General features: G+C 38.3%; 17 protein-coding genes. All 17 read right to left on the bottom strand.

Going from position 1 to position 25,537, the window contains the following annotated elements; genetic code table 11:
• Positions 1-66: 66 nt before the first annotated feature.
• On the bottom strand, positions 67-933 hold the full coding sequence (locus IC621_RS03540; protein WP_191155804.1) for a 2-oxoacid:ferredoxin oxidoreductase subunit beta: 867 nt from the start codon (positions 931-933) through the stop codon (positions 67-69).
• 3 nt (positions 934-936) lie between these two features.
• A complete protein-coding gene (locus IC621_RS03535; RefSeq protein ID WP_191155802.1) occupies positions 937-2,676 on the bottom strand; it encodes a 2-oxoacid:acceptor oxidoreductase subunit alpha in 1,740 nt (579 codons plus the stop codon).
• Between the two features lie 219 nt (positions 2,677-2,895).
• Entirely contained in the window at positions 2,896-3,819 is a 924-nt protein-coding gene (locus tag IC621_RS03530) for a dipeptidase (RefSeq protein ID WP_191155800.1), read from the bottom strand.
• Positions 3,820-3,898: 79 nt separating this feature from the next.
• Entirely contained in the window at positions 3,899-4,159 is a 261-nt protein-coding gene (gene spoVS, locus IC621_RS03525) for a stage V sporulation protein SpoVS (protein WP_003181955.1), read from the bottom strand.
• 426 nt (positions 4,160-4,585) lie between these two features.
• Positions 4,586-5,380 (bottom strand): TIGR00282 family metallophosphoesterase, encoded by a 795-nt coding sequence (locus tag IC621_RS03520; protein ID WP_191155798.1) that lies wholly within the window; start codon positions 5,378-5,380, stop codon positions 4,586-4,588.
• Positions 5,381-5,507: 127 nt separating this feature from the next.
• On the bottom strand, positions 5,508-7,070 hold the full coding sequence (rny, locus tag IC621_RS03515) for a ribonuclease Y (RefSeq protein ID WP_191155796.1): 1,563 nt from the start codon (positions 7,068-7,070) through the stop codon (positions 5,508-5,510).
• 569 nt (positions 7,071-7,639) lie between these two features.
• Positions 7,640-8,674, bottom strand: coding sequence for a recombinase RecA (recA, locus tag IC621_RS03510; RefSeq protein WP_191155794.1), 1,035 nt, complete (start codon positions 8,672-8,674; stop codon positions 7,640-7,642).
• Between the two features lie 188 nt (positions 8,675-8,862).
• Positions 8,863-10,119: a competence/damage-inducible protein A gene (locus IC621_RS03505; protein ID WP_224752291.1), complete on the bottom strand. Its 1,257-nt coding sequence runs from the start codon at positions 10,117-10,119 to the stop codon at positions 8,863-8,865.
• Between the two features lie 23 nt (positions 10,120-10,142).
• Positions 10,143-10,721: a CDP-diacylglycerol--glycerol-3-phosphate 3-phosphatidyltransferase gene (gene pgsA, locus IC621_RS03500; protein WP_191156119.1), complete on the bottom strand. Its 579-nt coding sequence runs from the start codon at positions 10,719-10,721 to the stop codon at positions 10,143-10,145.
• 357 nt (positions 10,722-11,078) lie between these two features.
• Entirely contained in the window at positions 11,079-11,960 is an 882-nt protein-coding gene (locus IC621_RS03495; RefSeq protein ID WP_191155792.1) for a helix-turn-helix domain-containing protein, read from the bottom strand.
• 18 nt (positions 11,961-11,978) lie between these two features.
• Positions 11,979-12,782: a DUF3388 domain-containing protein gene (locus IC621_RS03490; protein ID WP_191155790.1), complete on the bottom strand. Its 804-nt coding sequence runs from the start codon at positions 12,780-12,782 to the stop codon at positions 11,979-11,981.
• Between the two features lie 317 nt (positions 12,783-13,099).
• Positions 13,100-13,357: a DUF3243 domain-containing protein gene (locus IC621_RS03485; protein WP_191155788.1), complete on the bottom strand. Its 258-nt coding sequence runs from the start codon at positions 13,355-13,357 to the stop codon at positions 13,100-13,102.
• A 220-nt stretch (positions 13,358-13,577) separates the two neighbouring features.
• Positions 13,578-14,303, bottom strand: a complete 726-nt coding sequence (gene ymfI, locus IC621_RS03480) for an elongation factor P 5-aminopentanone reductase (protein ID WP_191155786.1) — start codon at positions 14,301-14,303, stop codon at positions 13,578-13,580.
• 198 nt (positions 14,304-14,501) lie between these two features.
• The gene (gene yfmH, locus IC621_RS03475; protein WP_191155784.1) at positions 14,502-15,791 is read right to left on the bottom strand and encodes an EF-P 5-aminopentanol modification-associated protein YfmH; all 1,290 of its coding nucleotides are present in this window, start codon (positions 15,789-15,791) and stop codon (positions 14,502-14,504) included.
• Complete coding sequence (gene yfmF, locus IC621_RS03470; RefSeq protein ID WP_191155782.1) at positions 15,788-17,071, bottom strand: EF-P 5-aminopentanol modification-associated protein YfmF; 1,284 nt, start codon at positions 17,069-17,071, stop codon at positions 15,788-15,790. Before yfmF ends, yfmH begins: the two co-directional genes overlap by 4 nt.
• Before the next feature lie 446 nt (positions 17,072-17,517).
• Positions 17,518-18,759, bottom strand: a complete 1,242-nt coding sequence (locus IC621_RS03465) for an MFS transporter (RefSeq protein WP_191155780.1) — start codon at positions 18,757-18,759, stop codon at positions 17,518-17,520.
• 487 nt (positions 18,760-19,246) lie between these two features.
• The gene (locus tag IC621_RS03460) at positions 19,247-25,534 is read right to left on the bottom strand and encodes a TIM-barrel domain-containing protein (protein WP_191155778.1); all 6,288 of its coding nucleotides are present in this window, start codon (positions 25,532-25,534) and stop codon (positions 19,247-19,249) included.
• Between the last annotated feature and the right edge of the window lie 3 nt (positions 25,535-25,537).

Here is a 25,537-nt window from a genome sequence, read left to right as displayed (position 1 = left end):
ACAAAAACTTATACTTTCTTATCTTTTAAGAAAAAGAATGCCTCTTGATAAGAGACATTCCATTTATTACATAAATTCAGCAACAAGTTCATTAAACTTTTCTTCAGGTAATGTTAAATCAGCTTTTGAAAGAGGTTCATTGCTATAGCCATGAATTAATTCCTGATAAGATTTTTTCTCTTTATTTTGATAAATAAGTCCTGTCAGCAAGCCATTGTGTTCCATGATTGCCTGCATGGCTGCTGTACGGTCATTCGGGTTGTAACCTTCCACTTCTGAAAGTTTAGTAAGGTTTTCTTTAAACCAATCATACGTATTCACTTTGTTATAAGTAACACAAGGACTAAAGACATTGATAAAAGAAAATCCTTTATGTTGAATACCTTGTTCAATTAAACTTGTTAAATCTTTTAAGTCAGTTGAGAAGCTTTGTGCAACAAATGTAGCACCTGCAGAAAGAGCCATTTCTGTTACAGAGAGTGCTGATTCAATCGAGCCGCCAGGAGTACTTTTCGTTTTAAACCCCATCTCGCTTCGTGGGGAGGTTTGGCCTTTTGTTAATCCATAGATTTGATTATCCATCACAATATAGGTCATATCGATATTTCGTCTAATCGCATGAATTGTGTGACCCATTCCAATTGCAAAACCGTCTCCATCTCCTCCTGAAGCGATTACAGTCAGGTCTTTATTTGCCATTTTTACGCCCTGTGCAATTGGCAGTGAACGACCATGAATCCCATGAAGCCCATAAGCATTAATATACCCTGAAATACGGCCGGAACATCCGATTCCAGAAATGACAGCTAGCTGATCTGGTTCCAACCCAACATTAGCAGCTGCACGCTGAATCGCTGCTTGTACGGAGAAGTCCCCACAACCAGGGCACCAATTTGGTTTAACATTATTACGAAAATCTTTAAATGTTGCCATGACTTAGAACAACTCCTTGCACTTTGTTTGAATTTCATGCGGAAGGAACGGATTTCCATCATATTTTAGCAATGAAGAAATCTTGTTAGCGTGTCCCACATTCATTTTCATTATATTAGCTAATTGACCAGTCGCATTATTTTCAACGACGAGAACTTTTTTCGCTCTTTCAATACTTGGTAATAATTCTTCCGCAGGGAATGGGTGGATCATTCTGATATGAGCATGATTTACCTTTAAGCCCTCATTTTCCAGACGTATGATCGCCTCTTCGATTGCCCCTCTTGTCGAGTTAAAACCTACTAATAAAAGATCTGCCTCATCGTGATTTTCCTGCTTGTGAATTGGGTTAGGGAAATGTAAGTTGGTTAATTTACGGAACCTTTTTTCCATTTGAGCTTTCCGGTTGGATGCTACTTCAGAAGGTTTGCCTGCTTCGTCATGCTCAACTCCTGTAACATGGTGAATTCCGTTTTTCATTCCCGGAATCACACGAGGAGATACACCATCCTCTGTTACTTCATAACGTTTAAACGTTCCTTTATTTTCCAGCTCCGGCAGGTCTGTTTCGTCAAGAAGCTTTCCTCTTCTTATTTCAATCTGCCCATAATCTAAAGGCTCTACCGTTTGCTTTCCAAGAGATAGCTGCAAGTCTGAAAGAATAATAACAGGACATTGATATTCTTCAGCAATATTAAATGCTTCCACCGTATCATAAAATGCTTCCTGAACAGTACTTGGGGCGATTACAACCTTAGGAATTTCCCCATGTGTCCCGTAAATCATCGCCATAAGATCTGATTGTTCCTGTTTTGTCGGAAGACCTGTGCTCGGTCCGCCGCGTTGAGTATCTACAATAACTAATGGAGTTTCAGTAATCCCGGATAAACCAATCGCTTCCATCATTAATGAAAGTCCAGGACCAGCTGAGGCAGTAAACGTTCGAGTCCCGGCGTAGTTTGCCCCAATTGCCATTGTACACGCTGCAATTTCATCTTCGGTTTGGATAACAGTCCCGCCAAATTGCGGTAGTTTTTTAATGAGATACTCCATAATTTCCGATGCGGGTGTGATAGGATAAGCTGCCATAAAACGTGATCCGCCTGCTAAAGCCCCTAATGCAATCGCATCATTTCCAATCATGAACATTCGTTTTTGACCATCAGCTTTTTCAAGAAACATATCTATACGATCAAAGCCAAGTTCTTCTTTTATGTACTTTGAACCGGCTTTGATCGCATCCATGTTCTTTTCAACAACTTGCTGGCCTTTACGTCCATAAATTTCATTTACTACTTCGTGATATTGCTCTGAATCAATATTTAAGATTGCGCTGGTAGCGCCAATGGCAACCATATTTTTCATTAAAGACGTACCTAATTCGGCTGCAATTTCAGTAAAAGGTACAGAGTATAACGTAATTTGGAGATCCTCAGGAATTTTTGGGTTAAATTTTGCATCAGCCAAAACTACCCCGCCATCTCTTAATTCATGAACATTTACATCGATTGTTTCCTGGTCAAAAGCAACAAGTATATCTAAATCATCTGAAATAGCTCTGACCTGTGTTGTACTCACTCGGATTTTATTGTTTGTATGGCCACCCTTGATACGAGATGAAAAGTGGCGGTAGCCATATAAATAATAACCTAATCGATTTAATGCTATAGAGAATACTTCCCCAGTACTTTCAATACCTTCTCCTTGCTGCCCTCCAACTTTCCATGAAAGTTGCTTCATCATGAAACTTACACCCCTTTTGGATTCAGTCAAAAACTTTTATTCTAGTTAGGTTTATAGCAATCTCAAGAATGGAAACTTGCAGGATAAACCTATTTTGTTTTTTTCGATTCTACTAAACGCTTTCCATTGTAGACCTATACAGGCAAAAAAACAAGAGTTAACAATAAAATTTGTCTAAAGATTTATGATTTTTCTAAGTATTTTTACTATTCGGCGAACCTAAAAGGAAACAGCATTCTGAAAGTTTTGATAGACTATATTCTTAACTAGCTCTTCCGGGTAATGTTTTAATAGCTCCTCAATGAAAATCGGAAAACAATGATAGCCCTCCAAACCTTTAATCGTTGAGTCGATTCCATCAAAATCCGAACCTATTCCCAGATGATTTTCTGCCCCGAGTGAAAGAAGATGGTCAATATGTTGGAGCACATGAGAGATTGTGACTTCCCCGCTTGCAAGCGTAAAATCGGGTACAAAGGTGAGGCCTATCATCCCATTTGATTTGATTAATGCCAATATTTGATTATCTTTTAGATTTCTAGGGTGATTGCATAAATGATAGGAATTTGAATGAGAAGCAATGGGAAAATTCGCTGCCTCAATCACATCCCAGAAGCTTTTTTCTGATAGATGAGAGAGATCTGTCCATAATCGATATTTATTAAGCTGCTTAACAACTTCCTTACCAAAATTCGAGAGACCCCCATTTCTTTCCTCTAATGCACCGTCTGCCAGAAGGTTAGCATGGTTCCAAGTTAAACCCACGCTTCGAATTCCAAGCTTATAGAGGATATCTAGTAAAGCAATGTTTTGACCGATTGGTTCACAGCCTTCCAGGGTGAGAATGATACCGATTTCATTTTCCTTTAATTCCGATAGGTCTCTCTTTCTTTTGATAAGTTTAAACTCTGGAAATACTTTCAATATTTTCTTATGAAGCAAGTAGATTTGTTCTAATGCTGCTTCAAGCTTTTGACCTACTGGGACACGATGAGGAACAAAGACGGCAAAGCATTGAACTTTTGCTTGGTTTCGTATAAGCCGTTCGACAGTAGTCTGTAATTTTGTATCGTTATAGGGATCGATATTGGGATCAGACCACAATTTATATAATACATCGCAATGGGCATCAAAAATCCGCATAGCTGCCTCCTTTCCTGATGATCTGAAAAAAACGAGAAAAAACCTGCTTGCCAATAGCAAACAGGTGAAATTATTTTATTTATCTGGGTTCAACAATTAGTTTAATTGCTGTCCGCTCTTCTCCATCAATTTGAATATCTGTAAATGCTGGAATACATATTAAGTCTACTCCACTTGGCGCAACAAACCCTCTTGCGATTGCCACCGCCTTGACTGCTTGATTAAGTGCACCAGCTCCAATTGCTTGAATTTCTGCTGCACCTCTTTCGCGAAGAACACCGGCAAGTGCCCCTGCAACGGAATTAGGATTGGATTTTGCTGAAACTTTTAATATTTCCATTTCTAGTCCCCCTTAATTTTACAATGGATCGAAAGTGTTCATTAGAACCATCATTATTAGATATTGTCCAATCTGCACATCCCCATCTGCAGATTAAACATAGTAAGCTATCATTCCATTGATACTATATTCACTAGAAACCTTTAGTATTCCTGCAAATTCGTTAATTTTTTCGAAAAATTCTAATAATATTTCGTCCAGAAGGGGAAACATAGAGTATCCAGAGCTTTCCTAACTGTCCTATTTTTATTAAATCCTGTTTTTGCAATGTTTGTTGCGATTGAAATAAATTTAGTTAATCCGAGTATTTTTGTCTCCCCTAAGGTTACAGAAGGAATGTGAGTCTTAAACCAATTTAAGGCACACCCATTGCCTTTTTCAACTTTATTTTTTCCATCAAATACAGTAATTTTTAGTAATCAAGCTCTATTCAAAAAAGATATGGTCATCGTTAATTAGAATACGGTCAATTTTAACTGCTTTACCTGATTTATCATCTGCCTCTACCAAAACAGCACTTAATACTGTACGTCCTTCAGCTACTTCGAAACGAACTGGCAGATTTGTTAGAAATCTTTTAATAACAGCTTCTTTCTCCACGCCTAAAATTCCATCATATGGACCTGTCATCCCAACATCCGATATATAAGCTGTCCCCTTCGGAAGAATTCGGTTATCTGCTGTTTGTACATGGGTATGAGTTCCAACCACTGCTGTTACCTTACCATCCAAGTACCAGCCCATTGCTTGTTTTTCGCTTGTTGCTTCAGCATGGAAATCGACAAAAATAATATTTGTGCGCTTCCTTGCTTGTTCTATTAAGTTTTCTGCGGCTCTAAATGGACAGTCAATTGCATGCAAAAATGTTCTTCCTTGCAAATTAATCACTGCTATTTCTTTACCGAACACCTTTGCAAAAAATATTCCTTTTCCTGGATTTCCTTCAGGGAAATTAGCGGGACGGATAAGGTTAGGGGTTTCATCGATAAATTCAAATATCTCTTTTTTATCCCACGAATGATTACCTAGAGTCACTACTTGTGCACCCTGTTCAGTAAAGCTTTGAAAGATTTTTGCTGTTATCCCTTTCCCATGCGCGGCATTTTCCCCATTCACTATTGTGAGATGAGGGTTGTATTTCCCTTTTAATTTCGGCAAATATTCTTTTAGCATCGTACGGCCTGGTGAACCGACAATATCTCCTACAAACAAAATTTTCATTCATTTTTCCCTTTCTCGTCTAAAACTTACAATCAGTGTTACATAAAACTAAACTTGGTGCAAGCACCCTGCTGTGGTACCTGGTACCGCATAAGAAAAAATTAAAAAAAGTGGTGCAAGCACCACTTTATTTTGCATATTCTACTGCCCGGGTTTCACGTATGACCGTCACTTTAATATGACCCGGATAATCAAGTTCTTCCTCTATCCGTTTTCGAATATCTCTTGCTAAACGATGTGCTTCAAGATCGGTAATTGAATCAGGTTTAACCATAATTCGAACCTCACGACCAGCTTGAATGGCAAAAGATTTCTCAACGCCTTCATAAGACTCGGAAATTTCCTCCAGTTTCTCAAGTCTGCGGATGTAATTCTCCAATGTTTCACTTCGAGCCCCTGGACGGGCTGCAGATAAAGCATCTGCTGCGGCTACTAGAACAGAGATAATGGATGTTGGTTCCACATCTCCATGATGGGAAGCAATACTGTTAATAACAACTGGATGTTCCTTGTACTTAGTACCAAGTTCAACACCAATTTCCACATGGCTTCCTTCCACCTCATGGTCAATGGCTTTTCCAATATCGTGGAGCAATCCTGCACGCTTAGCTAATGTTTCATCTTCACCTAATTCAGCAGCCATTAAACCTGCAAGGAATGATACTTCCATTGAGTGTTTTAAAACATTTTGACCATAACTTGTCCGGAATTTTAATCGGCCAAGTATTTTAATTAGGTCAGGGTGAAGTCCGTGAACACCAACTTCAAAGGTTGTTTGTTCACCAACCTCTCGGATGTATTCATCAACTTCACGACGAGACTTTTCAACCATCTCTTCAATTCTCGCTGGGTGAATACGTCCATCCTGCACAAGCTTATCAAGAGCAATCCTTGCTGTTTCCCGACGAATTGGGTCAAATCCGGATAGTATAACGGCTTCAGGAGTATCATCGATAATAAGATCAATCCCAGTTAACGTTTCTAATGTTCGTATGTTTCGTCCTTCACGACCAATGATTCGACCTTTCATCTCATCATTTGGAAGGTTTACAACTGAAACTGTTGTTTCCGCCACATGATCAGCAGCACATCTTTGAATCGCAAGAGATAGTATCTCTTTTGCCTTTTTGTCTGCTTCTTCTTTTGCACGGTTTTCAGTTTCTTTCACCATTAGTGCAACATCATGGGAAAGCTCATTTTCTACTTTATCGAGGATAATTTGTTTCGCTTCGTCACGAGTTAAACCGGATATGCGCTCAAGTTCAGCTTGTTGCTTACGAACCATCTCGTCCACTTTGCTTTCCATCTCTTCAATATGTTGTTGTCTTTCATTTAGAGAATCTTCTTTTTTCTCAAGCATCGCTTCGCGTTTATCTAACGTTTCATCTTTGCGGTCAAGATTCTCCTCTTTTTGCAATAAGCGATTTTCTTGTTTTTGAAGCTCATTTCGTCGTTCACGTACCTCTTGTTCCGCTTCTGTACGGAGCTTGTGAATTTCATCCTTTGCTTCGAGTAGTGCTTCTTTCTTTACAGCTTCAGAATCGCGTTTAGCGTCTTCAAGAATCTGTTCAGCAGCATTTTTAGCACCAGCAATTTTCGCTTCAGCAATGGACTTTCGAACAAAATAGCCAACAACTACACCGACGATTAGGCCAAGCAAAATGGAGATGATAATAAATAAGGGATCCATCATGTCACCTCCTCTTGCTATGAACTTTTCTCTTGCTTAATGAATGTGTCGGCATGTACATTGCTTCTTAGTGACTTTCAATATACAGCACAAGTTTCAATTTTTAGACACTGCGCTACCTTGACCGAAGAATAAATAAAGTATTAAAAGTCAATGGCCAGCATTTGTCAAGCTTTTTAATGTGCTTTACAAAAAGTGCTAACAAAAAAGTAAAATATACATGTTAATTGTATAGTTGGCAGAAATAGATGTCAAGCCTACAGAAATCTTATAAAATCAGGCCTTTCTTTTCATTCGGCGATTAAAAAAGATCCTTTATAAAATTGAACGCTAAAAACAATTCAATCATTGGAAATGTTATAGAAGTCTTGTAATTCTCAGACAACCACTTTCTTTGTTTACTCATCACTAATTGTATGAGATCAGTTATGCCGGCACTAGGACATCCTGTCCGCCTGCGCTGGACAACGATAACTAACATTAACGCGTTAATACTTTAATCAAATTAAACATTCTGAAACCATAAAGAAAAAGAGACAGCCTTAGCGTCTCCCTTCTCTTATCTTCTATTAATCTAGCTTTAATTCTTCTTGACCATCTTCCATTTCACTTGCTCCTGTATCCAAGCCATAGTGCTCGCGAATTTGCTCTTGGATTTCAAGGCGAATTTCAGGATTTTCCTTCAGGAATTGCTTAGCATTTTCACGTCCCTGACCTAAGCGTTCTTCGTTGTAGGAGTACCAGGCTCCGCTTTTTTGGACAATATCAAGCTCTGTTCCCAGATCCACGATTTCTCCTTCTTTAGAGATCCCTTCGCCATACATGATATCAACTTCAGCTACTCTGAAAGGGGGTGCTACTTTATTTTTTACAACCTTGATTTTTGTTTTATTCCCGACAATGTCATTGCCCTGCTTAAGCTGTTCAGCGCGGCGCACCTCTAACCGAACAGTAGAGTAAAATTTTAGTGCGCGGCCGCCGGGAGTCGTTTCAGGATTACCGAACATAACTCCCACTTTTTCACGAATTTGGTTGATAAAAATCGCAATTGTTTTGGATTTATTAATAGCACCAGAAAGCTTACGTAAAGCCTGAGACATTAAACGAGCCTGCAAACCTACATGAGAGTCACCCATCTCGCCTTCAATCTCTGCTTTAGGTACTAATGCAGCAACAGAGTCAACAACGATAATATCAATCGCACCGCTTCGAACTAGAGCTTCGGCGATTTCTAGAGCTTGCTCCCCTGTATCAGGTTGGGAGAGAAGAAGCTCATCAATGTTAACACCAAGCTTTTGTGCGTATACAGGATCTAGCGCATGTTCTGCATCAATAAATGCGGCTTGTCCGCCTTGCTGCTGAACTTCAGCGATAGCGTGAAGAGCGACAGTCGTTTTACCAGAGCTTTCAGGACCATACGTTTCAATAATACGGCCACGCGGATATCCTCCAACTCCTAAAGCAGCATCAAGCGCTAGTGAACCGCTTGGAATTGTCGACACCTTTCTTTCTGACTGCTCTCCAAGCTTCATAATTGAGCCTTTACCAAATTGCTTTTCTATTTGTTTCAGTGCCATGTCTAAGGCAGCTTGACGATCGTTCATTGATTTTCCTCCTTTAAAATACCACTATCATTACTATACCTTTTTTTCATTTGTTTGCCAAGAAAAAAACGAACATTTATTCGCATTTATTTTCCCATTTTATCAAACTAAAATTATAAGAATTAAGTAGACGAAAAGCTTTATTGAAACAGATATTCATCAAAAAAGACAAAATACAGCTAAATAAATTATTTAACTGTATTTTCGTTAAGTTGTTTGATTAATAATTGACATCCATATTTAACTGTCCGTTTACGAATGGTATTTCTTCCGCCAGCAACGTGCAGCCGATGAACAATCGTTTCTTGACCTGAAGCAGCAATTCCAATATAGACCCTCCCAATAGGCTGATCTTCATTTGTTACAGGCCCAGCCTCTCCAGTAAAACTGATTCCTATATCACTATTTGTGAGTGACTGAATATTTTCAGCCATTTCCAAAGCACATTGTCTGCTAACAGCCCCAACTGTTTCAAGAGTTTTCTCAGATACCTTTAAAAGATCTCTTTTAGTTTCATTTGTGTAACACACAATGCCTCCATTTAAAACCTTGGAAGTGCCTTTAACCGCTGTTAACTGTTCAGTAAAAAGACCTCCAGTTAAACTTTCCGCGGCTGATATGGACTTGTCCTTTTCATGCAGTACATTCATTAGCTCTTGAATTAAAGTAGTATTATCATACCCGTAGAAAAATGATCCGACTCGTTCATTTATTTTATTTTCCAGCTCATCTAGCAGTTGAAAGGCTGTGGTTTCTTCTTTGTGCCGCGCAGTCAGCCGAATTGTAACTTCGCCATCTCCTGCAAGCGGGGCAATCGTTGGGTTAGTTTGGGAATCAATCAGATCCTGAATATCTGTTTCAAGCTGTGACTCTCCGATCCCAAAATATCTAAGAACCCTTGAAGTAATTTTTTCTTGCTGACCGAGCTTGCTCATAAAATAATCACGGCCAAAATTTAGAAACATCGGCTTCATTTCAGAAGGCGGACCAGGCAGAAACATAAAATGAATATCGTTGACCTCGATGGCCATACCCGGCGCCATTCCAAATTCATTTTTAAGGATAAAGGAATCTTCAATAACTAACGCTTGTTTTTTATTGTTTTCTGACATTGTCCGCTTCGTTTTTTTGAAATATTCCTCGATATGAGATAATGCGTTTTCATCAGTGACAAGTTTTCTTCCGAGCAATGAGGATATTGTTTCTTTCGTAAGATCATCTTTAGTAGGACCGAGGCCGCCTGTGAAAATAATAATATTTGAACGGCTTTTTGCTGTATTGACAGCTTGTTTTAGACGGTCTGGGTTGTCCCCTACAACTGTGTGATAATATACACCTAATCCCATCTCTGCTAATTGCTGAGACAAAAATTGAGCATTCGTATTTGCTATTTGGCCCAGCAGCAGCTCTGAACCGACCGCAATAATTTCTGATTTTATTTCCATTCTAAAATTTCCTCCACCCGAAATTACTTAGAGTTTTTGAAAGCATCCATATTTTTCACGAAATATTCCCATCCTGAAAGAACTGTAAATATAACAGCTACCCATAGGGCAATCATTCCAAATGGAAAATAAACGAATTCAAAAGGAAGATTGTGGAGCAATAGTGCTGCTACTGCGATAATTTGAGTCCATGTTTTAATTTTTCCAAGCATATTGGCTGCTACTACTTCTCCCTCTCCGGCAAGAACTAAACGAAGACCCGTCACAGCAAATTCTCGGCTAATAATCACAATCACCATCCAAGCAGGGGCTAAATTCAGATCTACTAAAATGATCAAAGCCGCAGATACAAGCAATTTATCTGCGAGTGGATCCAAGAATTTCCCAAGGTTTGTGACCATGTTTAATTTACGAGCATAGTATCCATCAATCCAATCAGTAGTGGATGCAATAATAAAAATTAATGCGCCTATAAAATGTGTGACTGGGAGAGATTCCTTTCCAACAGATATTTCTCCCCAATTAAATGGTGCTAGCATAATAACCATAAATACTGGAATAAGCATGATTCTTGAGATTGTAATTTTGTTAGGCAAATTCATTTTCAATTGTTCCTCGACTTTCTGCTTTGTTTTATTTTGAAAACTCTTATGTTGTTCCAAAGCACCCACCTGGTAATTAGCAATTTCCGAAAAGAACAGTATACCGCCGTATGAACCGAATATTTTAATATTTTTGACCCTTAACTATATGTCTCTTTACCCTCAATAAGTCCTTCGGTTAAAAAATAAAGCGAACAGGCAGAATTTTGCCGGTTTAGCTTATGACCTCGCCGGCAAAGACTTTACCTTCTGTGACAGTGCCTTTACTAGGACGTCCTGTCCGCCTTGCAGCTGGACAAGCAAACATTGAATTAGTATAACCTTTTTATCTAGAGAAAAAGTCATCATCACGATGACTTAATTTTTTTTATAATTAATAACAATATTTTGGGTATTGTTCTTTGCAGGATCAAGCTCGTATTTCAGCACTTGTCCATTCACTTTTATTTCAGTATCTGGTACAAATCCAATTGTTATACGGACAGAGGCTTCTCCCGTAAGATCTTTTGATACAGAATTCCCTGAAGTGATCACTCCTGAATGGAAAGTTTCACCATTATTATTTTTTATACTAACCCATGTATTCCCTTTTGAACCAATCTCAAGTTCAAACTTATCGATTTCAGATAATTCATAGGTTGTCGTTTTCCCTTGCGTAGCAGTGACTGACAGGTTTTGGGCCGTTTCATCCTTTGGCTCTTCTTTAGGCTCTTCTTTTTCCTCGGCGGGAGATGGGGTTTCTTCCTTTGATTCGTCTTTATTTTGTGGGGCTTCATCAGAAACTTCATAGCTATCACTGTCTATTTGCTCAGTACCTTGCTGAGCTTGGGTTTCAGATGGGTTTGTATCTCTTTGATAAAAAAACCAAATAATAACGGCTATAGCTACGATCCCTAGGATGATTAAAATTTTGGGCAGCATATCTAACAATTTTGCTGCAGATTTTGGCAATTCTCTTTGAGTCTTTACTCTTGAGAGCTGCTCAGGTAAATCGTCATTATGACTGGAAGGAATATCGTTTTTATGCACGTCAAATATTTCCTCTGGATTTAATCCGACAGCTTCTGAATATTGTTTAATAAATGCCCGCACATAAAATTTACCGGGGATGATTTGATAGTTTCCCTCTTCTAGTGCAATTAAATATCGTTTTTGTATTTTTGTTATAGTTTGAAGATCATCTAAACTGTAGTTTTTTTCCTCTCTGGCTTCTTTTAACCGAATTCCAAGTTCTGTCAACCGTAACACCTACCATTTTTAAAAATCAAAACCACCAGATAACCCGGAAAAACCTGATTGATCAAACATTTGTGGTTCTTCCACATCGTTGTATGTAATTTCCTCATTTGGATCGTTTCGCAGTTCAATAATATAATCAAAATCGTCTAAAGTATATTCCGTATTTTGCACGAAAATATCAGGATGTTCAACTACTTTTGTGGCTGACAGTCGCATTATTTCTCTTACTAATTGTAAATGCTTTTCAGATCCTCGTCTTGTAGATACGATTCCATCCACAATAAACACATTATCAATACTGTATTCATCTGCAATCAGCTGACTTCTGATCGTTTGTTTTAATAAGGTAGAAGACACAAACAACCAACGTTTATTTGCACAAACGCTAGAAGCTACAATCGATTCTGTTTTTCCCACCCTTGGCATTCCTCGAATTCCAATTAATTTGTGGCCTTCCTGTTTAAATAGTTCAGCCAAAAAGTCTATTAATAATCCTAATTCGTCTCTAACAAACCTAAATGTTTTTTTATCATCAGCATCGCGTTGTATGTATCTGCCATGACGAACAGCCAAACGGTCCCTAAGTTTCGGCTTTCTTAGCTTCGTCACAGTAATATTGTCCATTGTATTTAAAATAGATTCTAATCTTTTGATTTGTTCCAAGCTATCGCATTTAACTAATAAACCTCTTCTTGAATCATCTACGCCATTTATCGTAATAATATTTATCGAAAGCATTCCCAGTAGTGAGGACACATCTCCCAGCAAACCAGGACGGTTTAATTGAATCTCATATTCCAGGTACCATTCTTGTTTAGCCATCGTAAAATGATAACCTCCAGTCTTATGTGGCAAATATCACCTATACACTATAATAAAGCATTTTATTTTAATAAGAAAGAAATATCATGATAAAGGGAGAAAAGAATTAGTCATAAAGAATAATAGCAAAAGAGAGGTTTCTTTTCCTCTCTTTTTTCATCACATACCAGTTTATGTTGAATTAAAAAGCGGCTTTCGCTGATTTCATTGCTGACCTATTGCTTAGAAAAACGAAAGCATTTTTTTAAAAGAAAAGTGATTTAAGTAATTAGAATGAAAGAAATCGGCTCTTTCGCCGATTTCACCATTCTTCCAAATTAATGTGTACTGTTATTTTGGACAAGCTTTACCATCACATTAGCAATAGCATGCTGTTCTTCCTCGGAAGCTACACTCCAAAGATCAGCTAGTACTTTTTCTTGGGGATTTTTTGCTTCAACCTGATTTGACAAATACCCCCCAATTTCATATGCCAAATCTGAAATAACTTCATTGCTCATACCATCATCTTGCGCATGATGAAGGCGATCTCCAAGGAAATTTTTCCATTGATCCCAGTTTTCTAATACTGACATATAGACCCTCCTTAAATTGCTTGTTTTCAAAATTATTTTTCGCAAGCAAAATCATTTTTATGCAAGGAGTTTTTATTATTACTTTTTTTAGGAAGATGGTGCATGAAGAATATGAGGAGGTAGCAGCAGAGGCAATCGGTCGATCACCGATTGCTTATGGACTCACACCTCATATTTTGAAATGCTTGATTATTTTTAAAAAGTAGCATAAAAGGGTTTATTATAGCCAGCCCCCGTTTACAGAAAGAATTTCTCCAGTAATATATGAAGATTTATCTGAGACTAGAAATCCAACAGCATCAGCAATTTCAGATGGAAATGCAAGTCTTCCTATAGGGATTTCTTCTTCTAATGAGGAAATTTCCTCCTTTGAAAATGTATCAAGCATGCTTGTTTTAACAGCTCCAGGAGCAATTGCATTTACTCTGACATTCATAGGGGCTACTTCTTTTGCAAGTGCTTTTACAAAAGAATTTTGCCCTCCTTTTACCATGGAGTAAAGGACTTCACAAGATGCGCCAGAAAGCCCCCAGATCGAAGATATCACCACAATAGAGCCTGCTCTTTTTGAAACCATTCTCGGCAGCAGCTGCCGCGCTAATTTAAATGGACTGGTTATATGCAGCTGTATCATATCATCGATTTCTTGATCGTTCATATCTGTTATCAATCCATAATAGCTAGTCCCGCTGTTTAATATTAAAACATCAATATCTGCATGCAGCTGTTTTTGCAGGTGGTAAACACCATCAATAGATGAAAGGTCAGCATCTACAAGAAAGGAGGTTATATTTTTTGCATTCAGCTTGATTTGCAGTTCTTCGGCTTTGTTTTTGTTCCGGTAATAATGTAAAAATAAATGATACCCGCGTTCAGCAAGCTCTTCGCAAATAGCTGTGCCGATCCCTCCGCTTGCACCAGTTACTAAAGCGTATTTTCCGTTCATTCTTAATCACATCTTCTAAAAATATTTTTTCGTCTTCGCTCTTTAAATGAAGGCAATTAGTGAGCCACCGATTGCTGCTAGTCTCACCTCTCACCTTTAGAAAATATGTTACCCTCGACAAGGTTGATGAAAACAGACTTATGTAAAATGGAAGTGCCGGGTTCCAATTACCTTCAGAACCTGGCACTAAAAAAGCATCTATTTTTTGGGAATAACCTGACAGACAGTCAATAAATTCTCATCAATACTTTCATTCAATGTCTTTTCAATATCTTCTTTTGTAAGCTCTTCAATGCTAGAAACAACATCAAATAAATTCATTTCATTAAAGGCATAGCGAGTAAACTGATTTGCTATATATTCTGGAGAGTTTACGGCCCTTAGAAAAGCACCTATCCGTTTCTTTTTCGCACTTTCCAATAAATCAAAGGTTAATCCTGACTCTTTTGCAGAAAGTAGGATTTTCTTTATTTCAGCAGCAAGCTTATCAGGCTGATCAGTGTCGCCTCCGATCATGGCAAATCCAAAGGTGTTTTCTTCTGTATAATCATAGCTGAACGTTTCGTCTATTAAGCCAGCTTCATAAAGCTCGCGATAATAATCCGAACTTTTCCCAAATAAAATATCCAAAATAATATTGAATGTTAACTCATATTTTAGCTTTTCTTTTCCAACCCGATTTGGATTTCTTGCTTTTATTCCAACTAAACATTTTGAAGATTGTACATTCATTGGAATTTTTTGTTCTTTCTTATAAACTGCCTCTGGTTCAGCAAATTCCTTGCGTTTAATTTCGGGTTGATCGGAATAATCCTTTTGAGCTTGATTATCTCTGATTTGTTTCAATATCGCATCAGGATCAATAGGCCCGACGACAAATAGCATCATATTACTTGGGTGATAAAACGTATTATAGCATTCATATAATAGATCCTTGGTAATTTTAGAGATGGATTCTATTGTCCCTGCTATATCAATTTTAACTGGATGATGCTCATACATATTCTCGATAAGCCCAAAATAATTACGCCAATCGGGATTATCGTCATACATTGTGATTTCCTGCCCGATAATACCTTTTTCTTTTTCAACAGTTTTTTCTGTAAAATAAGGATCTTGAACAAAATTTATAAGTGTATCCAGGTTCTTCTCTACTTGATCTGTACTTGAGAAAAGATAAGCAGTTCTTGTAAAAGACGTAAAAGCATTTGCAGATGCGCCTTGTTTACTGAATTCTTGAAACACATCCCCATCTTCTTTTTCAAACAGCTTATGTTCTAAGAAGTGGGCAATTCCATCTGGTACTTGAATCATATCCTGCTTGCTAAGAGGAACAAACTGGTTATCGATTGAACCATATTTTGTTGTAAACGTTGCATACGTTTTATTAAATCCTGATTTAGGCAAAACATAAACATCCAGCCCGCTATCCATTTTTTCGTAATATAGCTTTTCTTGAAGCTGCTTGAATTCAATCGGTTTTGTCATTGGTTACCCCCCATTCCTTTTAAGAAATATATGGTATCCAGTTCTATTTTTTCTGCTGCTTTTATAATGTCTTCTTTCGTTACATCGTTTATTTTTTCAATCCATTCATCAAATGTCCGGTCAATATCCGCAATAACATTATGGTAAAGAACCTCCACCATCCCATAGGAAGTATCAATCGTTTCTAAGAGCTGGTTCCGAATAACTGCTTTCGTTTGCTCGATCTCTTTTTCGGTAAATTCGCCATTTTTCATGGCGGTCATTTGTTCTTTAATGATCGTAACAGCTTGATCATAGTTTGCAAATTCGATCCCTGACATCACCATGAGCAGCCCTTTATGGCTCTCCACACGGGAAGCGGCATAATAGGCAAGACTTGCTTTCTCACGGACATTAATAAAAAGCTTAGAATGAGAAAAACCCCCATATATTCCATTAAATACTTGGAGAGCATGATAGTCCTCATCCTGATAAGTACAATTTGTCCTGTACCCAATATTTAATTTTCCTTGCTTTACGTCTTGTTCTTCGATCTCTTCTTTTACTTTGTCGATTTTCTTGTTTGTTTTTGTTTCAGGTGCACGCTTATGAGAATTTCCTTCAAAAGTAAAATATTTCATTACAAGATTCTTTACATCACTTTCCGCTAAATCACCAACTATATACAAATCCACTTTATCTTCTGCCCTGCAGCGCTCATAATATTTATAAAGGGACTCCGGTGTGATTTTATCTGCTTCTTCCTTTTCCCCATTCACATGTAATGCATATGCTTCCCCTTTACACATTTCCTGAACGAGACGCAGGTTGGAGTAGCGCATTTTGTCATCATAAACTGCTTGAATTCTTTGCTTTAAAGACCGCTTTTCTTGTTCCACAAATTCCTTTTTAAATGTGCCGTTTTCCTCGACTGGGGAAAGGATAATTTCTGAAAGCAATTTTAGCGCATGCTCTAATAATGGAGTTTGATCAGATAGAAATTTTTCATTTGGTACTTCCATCCGAAACGAAATAACATGATTTTCGCCTTTTTTTGTAAGATCTACTTGAAGAGTTGCCCCATATAATTCATCAAGATGCTTTCTTAATTCCGTAGTAGTAGAAAAGCTTTTTGTCCCCCTTTGAAGGACATAGGGAAGCAATGCCCTGTTAGTGACATCTTCTTTCTTTAAGGGGGCCAGCATCTTAAGGACAAGCGTAGTCGTTTTAAATTTTTCAGTTTGAATTATATGGGTTGTTAGTCCATTTACTTCTTTTTTTTCTTCATTTATATAAGCCATAACAAACCTCCCAAATCATTGAATAAACATGTAAGAAAAAGGTCTCTTGCGCAAACTTTTGTGCTCACTAACCAAACTTGTGAAATTTAGGATGTGAGACTAGAAGCAATCGGTGGTTCACTTAACTCTTAGAAAAGAGACTAGAAAAGCTGCTGAATATTTATATGATGGCTTTCTTCATCTTTTTTAGCCGCTTATCTTACATAGTGTAACCTATATTTATTAGTAATTATAACAAGTAGAGGAGAATCTAGGAAACAATTGCTCTTATGGCCATTCCTACTGCTAAAAAACTTACAATAAACACATAAATATTCTCCTGATGCCTATACTATATATTTTTTTGCCCACAGTTATGTCAAACCTACTTTCCTTGAGAAGTGATTTATTTATAATTGGAAACGTACCTGAGCTACAGAAAAAGATGATCAATTTCAGATCATCTTTTAGGTCATTTTAAGTATTTTCCCTTTTGTTTCTTTACTTTCTTCGTTTTCATCTGTAGGTTTTATAAATAATAACCCTATGAACATAGCGATAACGCTTGCTCCCATTGACACATAATAAACTAAGTGCTCTGATTGGTTCATAATAAATGCATAAGCAGGCGGACCAGCGGCCACTCCGATAAACCTCATTGAACTATAAAATGAAGTAATCGTTCCTCTTTCTTCTTTTTCAACACCTTCCGTAATTAAAGCATCTAAACATGGTAAGGAAGTGCCTATTCCGATTCCGCTAAAAATAAGAAACGTTAACAGGAAGAGTAAATTATGCTGAATACGTAAGGCTACAAAAGAAATAGCGAGCAATCCCATTCCGGCTACAATCGCAATTTTCATAACTTTTTTGTGGTCCCCGATTTTTTTCCCAGCAATAAAGGAGCTAATTGATAGAGCTAACAATGGAATGGCAAGTAATAATCCTTTATAAACACCATCAATTTTGTAGATTTTTTCTAAAATATCTGATAAGAAAAATAAAACTCCGAACAAAACAAACATAATTAAACAGCCGATTGCAAAAATGGAGTATAACCAGCGTCCTTCTTCTTTTAAGATATCTCTTAAGCAGATAACGAACTCTTTAATCGATTGACTTTTCTTTTCAGTTTTGGGGATTTTCACTAAGAAAAATACGAGCAAAACACTGATAAAACTAAAAAATGGGATAAACCAGAATGGTAAAAACCAAATAAATAAAGCAAGAGCAGCTCCTATTATCGGACTAAGAACTTTCCCCCCCGTATTGGCTGTTTCAATTAACCCAAGCCCCGAACTGACTTCCTTATTATTTTCAAACATATCACCTATAAGGGGAATAACAACAGGTGCTGCTCCGGCTGACCCAATACCTTGCAAAACCCTTCCAGCTAAAATTAAGTAAAAAGGACTTTGCACTTTCCATGCTGCCCAGCCTGCCACTGCTCCACCAAGCCCAGCGATAATTAAACAAGGAACCATCACAATCTTTCTTCCAAACCGATCAGATAAATAACCTGCTACCGGAATTAATAAAATGGCTACAATCGAATACACGGTAATAATAAGGGATACCTGAAAGGAAGAAATCTTTAATTCCCTTTCAATTTCCGGCAAAACCGGTATCAGCATAGAATTTCCTAGCGTCATCACTAGAGGAACAGATGATAGTGCAATCAAATCACGTTTCTTTTTTTGTTCTCCCATGTATGCTCACCTTATGAGTTGGATTATTGTCACTATATAAATTCTTCCTTAGATAAAGAAAAACTATGCGGGAATTTGGTGATGCTATTAAAAAGAGCTTCGAATCCGCCCAAGCGCGGTCCCAATATCAGGAAACATCTGTACTTGGTTAAGTTCGGCAATTCAGAAATTGTGCCTTTAAAAAAAATTTTGAACATTTATAATAAACCAGGATCATTTACGGGCTTAATTGGCTCTCTTTCAGCTTTTCATTTTGAGTCAAGAAGGGCCAATAAGGTTATTATGACGGGCTAAAAAACAACACAATAATCATTGTTCTTGCTGATTACGGCAATATAAAAGGGAAAGTCAACTCTTTCAACCTTCCCTTAAAACGTTTTTTCTTTTATAGAAAATTGTTTAGCTGCTGAGTTTTAGCAACAGCTTGGTCCTGCTTTAACCTTCGTTCGTATCGTTTCTTCCAATCGTTTTTTCACCCCGGGCTTTGTTATGACTTTTTCTTATTACCTTTATCCGATGATTTTCCTTTTTTAGTAGATACAGTAATCACTTGTTCTTCAGAAGTAGGCATCTTTTTCGTTTGCACAAAAATCATGTCTGTTTTCGTATCGTAGTACCAAACATCGGTACCTGATTCAACTGCTTCAATAGAATCTACTATTTTTAATTTTTTGCCGTTGTGTTCGACGGATTTAACATCTCTCTTATCGTCGGTACTCATTTTTATTTCTGCAATCCAAGTTCTTTTTTCAATACGTCCGTTGAAATGACCCTTCATTCCAGAAATTTCAAGGGTAACCTTCCTATCATTAGATGCAGCGGTTACCTCTGTTTCAGCGGACTCGCCTTTTTCATATTTGTAAGTTTGACCGTCATCTTCATATAAAGTAAAGCTTGAGGCTTCTCCATTTTGTCTTGGATAAACTTTCAACCTCATCTTGGATGCAGGTTTTTCATTTGTATAATTTTGAGCTTCACGCTGCGGAATAATCGCGCCTTCCTTCACAAATACCGGAATTTTAGACAAATCAGCATCATATTCAATGGTTTGTCCTCCGGCAAATGTTTTCTGAGTGCTCCAGTCAAACCATGTACCTTCTGGAAGATAAATGCTTCTCTTTGAAATGCCTTCCAATGCAATCGGAGCCACCAGCATATTTGGTCCAAACATCCATTGGTCTTCAATCCCATACACGTTTGAATCCGTTGTATAATCCATGACAAGCGGCCTCATTAAAGATACATTTCCCTCAGTTGTTTGCTTGCTTGATGAATAAATGTAAGGGAGCAGTTTGTAACGCTGTTCTATGCTTTGCTTTACTATGCTTTCTGCCTCCTCACCAAACGCCCATGGCTCCCTTGTATTCGACTGATCGCTACATTCACAATTGTGTGCACGGAAGATTGGCATAAAGGATCCAGCTTGCATCCAACGTGTATAAAGTTCAGCGGTCGGTTTGCCATAAAATCCACCAATATCGGTTGTGAAATAAGGAATACCAGACATAGAAGAGCTTAATCCCAATTGCATATTGTGCCTAAAGGACTCCCAGCTTGCATCAACATCCCCGCTCCAGACAGTCGTTCCGTATTCTTGAATTCCAGAAAATCCGGAACGTGACAAGCTCCATAAACGGTTATCACTATAGCTTCTATGCCCTTGATAAAACGCTTTCGCTTCGTTTAGAGCATATACATTTCGAATCTCTGCTGCGCTGCCTTTTGTGAATTGGTGCCTTAACGAATCCGTTCTAATCTCAGGTTCATTCAAATCAATCCAATACCCTTTTACACCCGCATCATGCAAAGCTTTAACTTGTGCATTGAACCAATCAACCGCTTTTGGATTGGTGAAGTCCACTAATCCTGATTTCCCATACCAAGCGTCATAAATAACGGTTTTTCCTGAAGCATCTTTAACAAAATATCCATTCCGGTCGCCCTCGTTAAAATTGCTCGCCGTTACTTGAATGTACGGATCGACAATTGGTACTGTCTTGATACCTTTCTTCGCTAACGCTTCCATGCTTTCTTTTGGATTCGCAAAAGCTTCAGACCAAGTCATGTCAAAGTAGTGATTATCTTTGGCCCAGTAAACATCGAGAATCATGCCATCTAAAGGAATTTGTTTTTGCCGGAATGTATCTACAACCTTATTCACTTCCTGCCAGCTCTTATATCCAAACTTGGATTGGATATAACCTAATGTCCATTTTGGCGGTATCGGAGCTGTTCCTGTTAGATCCGCAAAACTTTTCATAATGTCGGTTAAAGTACTTTCCTTCTCACCCGCCATAAAGTAGTATATCATTTCGCCATTTGGTGAACTGAAAGAATACTTCCCGCTGTCTGTCGCCCCCATATCAAACGTGACATTTTCATAGGTGTTATCAAAGTAAAGACCATAACCTTTCGTACTAGTGAAAAAGGTACCAGAAATATCGGAAGTGTTTCCACCATATCCGCTCTTCATTCCGTTGTTCATCACGACCTTATGGCCCCTGCGGTCGAAGGATTGAGAGTCACGATCGATACCAAGGCCAAAAAAATGCTCTTTTGGATCAAGGTTCATGGCAGAATAAACACCGGTATCTCCATCATATCCAAATCCGATTTTTTCGCTATGCTCAGTTAACAATTTAGTATTCTCCGCATTATAATAAGCAAGCTTAAATGGAGACTTATAAGCACGTAAACTCATTTTTCCAGTTTGAACCAGAACATAATCATCCTTATCTGTTACCTTAGGGACTACACTTGCTGCCTCTTGATCGACAACAAAGGATGCATTTTTCTTAAATGAACCAGTTGGTTCCATCCATACTTTAGCCGTATCCTCTTGAACGAATTCTACTTTTATCTTTTCTTGGGTTTTTGAATTCAACAAGATACTTTTCCCATCCTCTGAAACAGAATATGGGGTGTCTGCATCTAAACTTTCAAGATACGAAACATTTTGATGCTCGGACGGATCTTTTTTCATCATTTTGACACTATCAAGATCAAGAACACTTCCGGCATCACCTTTCGCGATAACGCCTACCTTTACCACCTCACCAGCCGTTAACTGGATATTGGGGACTTTAACTTCTTTCCAATCACCGCTTGCCGGGATCGGGACTTCTTTTGTGCCTCCAGAGTATGTGACATAAAGCGATGACTTGTCGAAGTTTCCAGATTTACGAGTGTTAATCGATAATTGATAGTTTCCATCCACCGGGGCATTGCCAAATTGCCAAATATCAGATGAATATGCTTCCTTACCTGTAATTCGGACAAATGGCTTTTTCTCTTCTGATTCAATCGATTGGTTGACCATATTGGTACGGCTCCACCCAGTAAATTCCTGCTCAAACCCTTTGTTATACAGATTGACCTCTACATCCTGCGGAGACTCAGAGTTTGCAGGTTGAAGCTGCACATTATCAAGCTGCAAAGAAGTATCTGCTTTTGTTGCTTCCATATAAAATTCTAGAGTCAATTCACCTTCTGTGACTTGAATCGTGTCCGTGCTGAATTTTTTATACTCAAACTCATCAGCGTTCCACTTCTGCTTTACAGGACCATTTGGATCTTTTAATTTTGGTTCAATTGGCACTTCAACCTTCTCTTTACCGGGCTGGGATACAATCATTTTCGCAACCCCGCCGGCAAATGTCGGATCCAAATGCGGCATTAGCTTAGCCATTGCCGAAACCGTGTACTCCCCATCCTTTAACCCAACAATGGTTTGCTTCGAAGAAACTTTCCCGCCGTCATAAGGAGAATACAAATATTGCTTATACCCTTCGTAAGCATCGTTTTTATCCACTCCATGCCATACGGTTGTACCATAGGAATTGACTGTCCAACCAGTTTCATTGCCCATTTCAAAATCTCCATTAATGAGCTGACCTGCATGGGACCCGAACTGAATAGAGTCAATTAAAGTCGAACCTGTATCTTCACCTGTAAATTCCAAAGTAATTAAATTTACGCCTTTGTTCAGTTGAACAAATTGTTCGACAGTACCCCATTTATCTCCGGTACTTGGGAACGACACTTTAGAAGCTGTATCAATGACGTTCATTTTCTTATCCTCAACGGAAAGGGACAAGGTACTTGCTTCTGTATTTCCATTTCCGTATTTTATCGCTAATGGGAACTGCCCAGCTTCAGGCATTTCAACTGCAATCGTTACTTTTGAGCCTATTTTGTTCAGCCCATTGAGATAGCCAAATCCATCGTATCCCATTTGTTCGTTATCAAAGATGGCTCCTCCTTGATAAGAAGCAACTTCGGTTTGATATACTTTCTTATTGGTTTTAGGAATTAACTTCAATACAGCCGAATCATGCGGCTCGAGCATTTCAGAATACATCGTGCGGTAGCCGAGATCTTTATGCTCCCATAGATTGCGGGCAAAAGCTTCATCCTTGATTCCCAAGTCTTTTTTGAAATCCATTGACAGCCCTTTTCTTGCATCGCTGCGATTAAAGAGAGAAATGACCCAGGATCCATCTGGTAATTGACCGGCCCATCTTTCACTGTCCCTGCTTACATTATTCTTATAATGCTTATTTGAATAAAAGATTGGTTTTCCCACAAAACCAAGTTGGTTCAATTCAATTAATTCAGGGTTTTGATAATATTTATAATTATCGCCAATAGTGTCATATTGATCGGCAATGGTAATAGGGGAACCAGCCATGGTGAATAATGATATAGCTGTTTTCTTTTCGTTCTCTGCATAACGCCCTTTAAACGTATTTAACTTTAAAAAGTCGCCGTCATTTATCATTGATCCGCGTCCGGAAATATCTGCAAAACCTGTGAAGCCTTGGAATGGATTGGCCCATTGAGACCAGTTATTTGTCCACTCTTGTCTGCGTCCGCTAATATGATCCCAGCCGCCACTAAAAGCATCCTCATCAATTCGAATCATATCGCCGTATCGTTGTTCATATTCGCCGTGGTTATTTAAGTCTGGCATAACCAAGCTTAGGAATATATCATTTTTTTCAGTTGCTTCATCCATCCACTGTAATGCTTTGCGATACTGTTCTCTTGTATGACCCTTACCGATTTGGCCCAACCCTTTATCATAACCGCTTTCATACCAAGACAAAAAGTCGACACGTAAATAGGAAGCTCCTTGCTCAGCAAAAAAGTCTATATAACCTTTCAAGAATTTTTCGGCATCTGGATGGTCAACATTTAACCAATAAAGGGCTCTTTCTCCCCCTTGGCCGCCATCGAAACGATCACCTTGGAGCGTTTTTCCGCCGCCAATGTCTTGTGGCTCTGTAATAACTAGATCAGCAACAGGTGTATTTGTTCCTTTAACTTTGTATTTATCCGGATTTTTTACAACCTCTGGACTGATCCAAAGCGGATTATAATAGATACCAAATTTCATTCCTTTACTTTTCACATAATCTGCCCAATGTTTCCATGTATGTCCATCTGGGTAACGTTCTTGCGGGTAACCCTGCCACTGGTCGTATACGACGGAAACATCGTCGATATCGATTCCAGCGTCACGCCCTTGTTTTTCTGTAGGATCGACAATAAATTCGATTTTCAATTGGCCTGAAGTCACTTTAACAGTCTCTGTATAATCTGCCCAATTTTCTGAAGCTACTTGTTTTTTTACATTTGCTTCTGGATTAGCCTTGTCATATCCAGAATACTTCATTTCTACAGCAACACCTTTATCAGCAAAACCATTTTTTCCTTTGGCTTTAGAATGGATACGGTAGTTACCATCCGGTAAATTCTTTAGCGTTTGAGAAATGATCTGTTTGTTCGGATTTCCACTAAAGGTCCATAACGACTTATCCCCTTCAGAATCATCATTTCGCCCGTGAGCAAAATCACCATCAAACTGCCACCCCTCATTTTCGTCTTGCTCAAAATCCCCATTTACCACTAAATTTCCCTCAGGTACTGGAGTCTGTCCAGAATCTACAGCTTCAAGGGTGATATCATCAAGCTGTAAAGAAGCGTTTCCTCGTTTTGCATCAATAACAATTTCAACTGTCATTTCCTCTCCAATCGACGCCACATCAAGTGTATACTTTTTATAACTAGAGCTTAGCTCGATTGGTACCTTCTTTACTACTTCTCCATTTTGGCTGATGCGAATTTCTGCATAACTACCAATTGCCTCATCTGTAAACTGATTTGACCCTGTAAAATCTCCAAGAGTTGCCCATGCAGATAGCCGATAGGTTTTATCCTTGTTTAATTCAGTCACTGTTTGACTTGCAGCAGCATGATAAGGGGCATTTTTATAGAAGTAAAACTTAAAGTTATTACGAGCACCAGCCTTATCGACTCCAGAATCGGCATTTCCCTTGATTTCCCATCCTTCCGTTGTTGCGTATTCAAAGTCACCATTAAATAATTTTCCAGGTTTAATGTATGGTTTTTCGCGGCCGTCCATATAAATCGGATCATTCATCCATCGATCATTATGTGACACTACGTAACCGTTTTCATTTAATAGTGTAGCACCCTCGATCCATCCATCGGTACTAATCATGTCATAACCATAAGGACGGAAATTTTTGGCCATCCAATCAATGTTATCTTTTAAACGATGTTCCGGCATAAACACATCTTTTCCATATTGATGCTCATATGTTATCCAGTACATCGGACCAGTACCTTGTCTAGTAAACTCACTATCTCTTGCAAACCCAGAACGAAGGTTAAAAACAGAAAAAAACATTGAAATCATAATGGATAGGATTATAGTTTTCTGAAATAATCTAAGTCTACTTCTTCGCATGTT

This window comes from Metabacillus arenae, from assembly GCF_014773385.1.
GTDB lineage: Bacteria > Bacillota > Bacilli > Bacillales > Bacillaceae > Metabacillus_D > Metabacillus_D arenae.
This window is presented reverse-complemented; position numbering and strand designations above follow the sequence as displayed.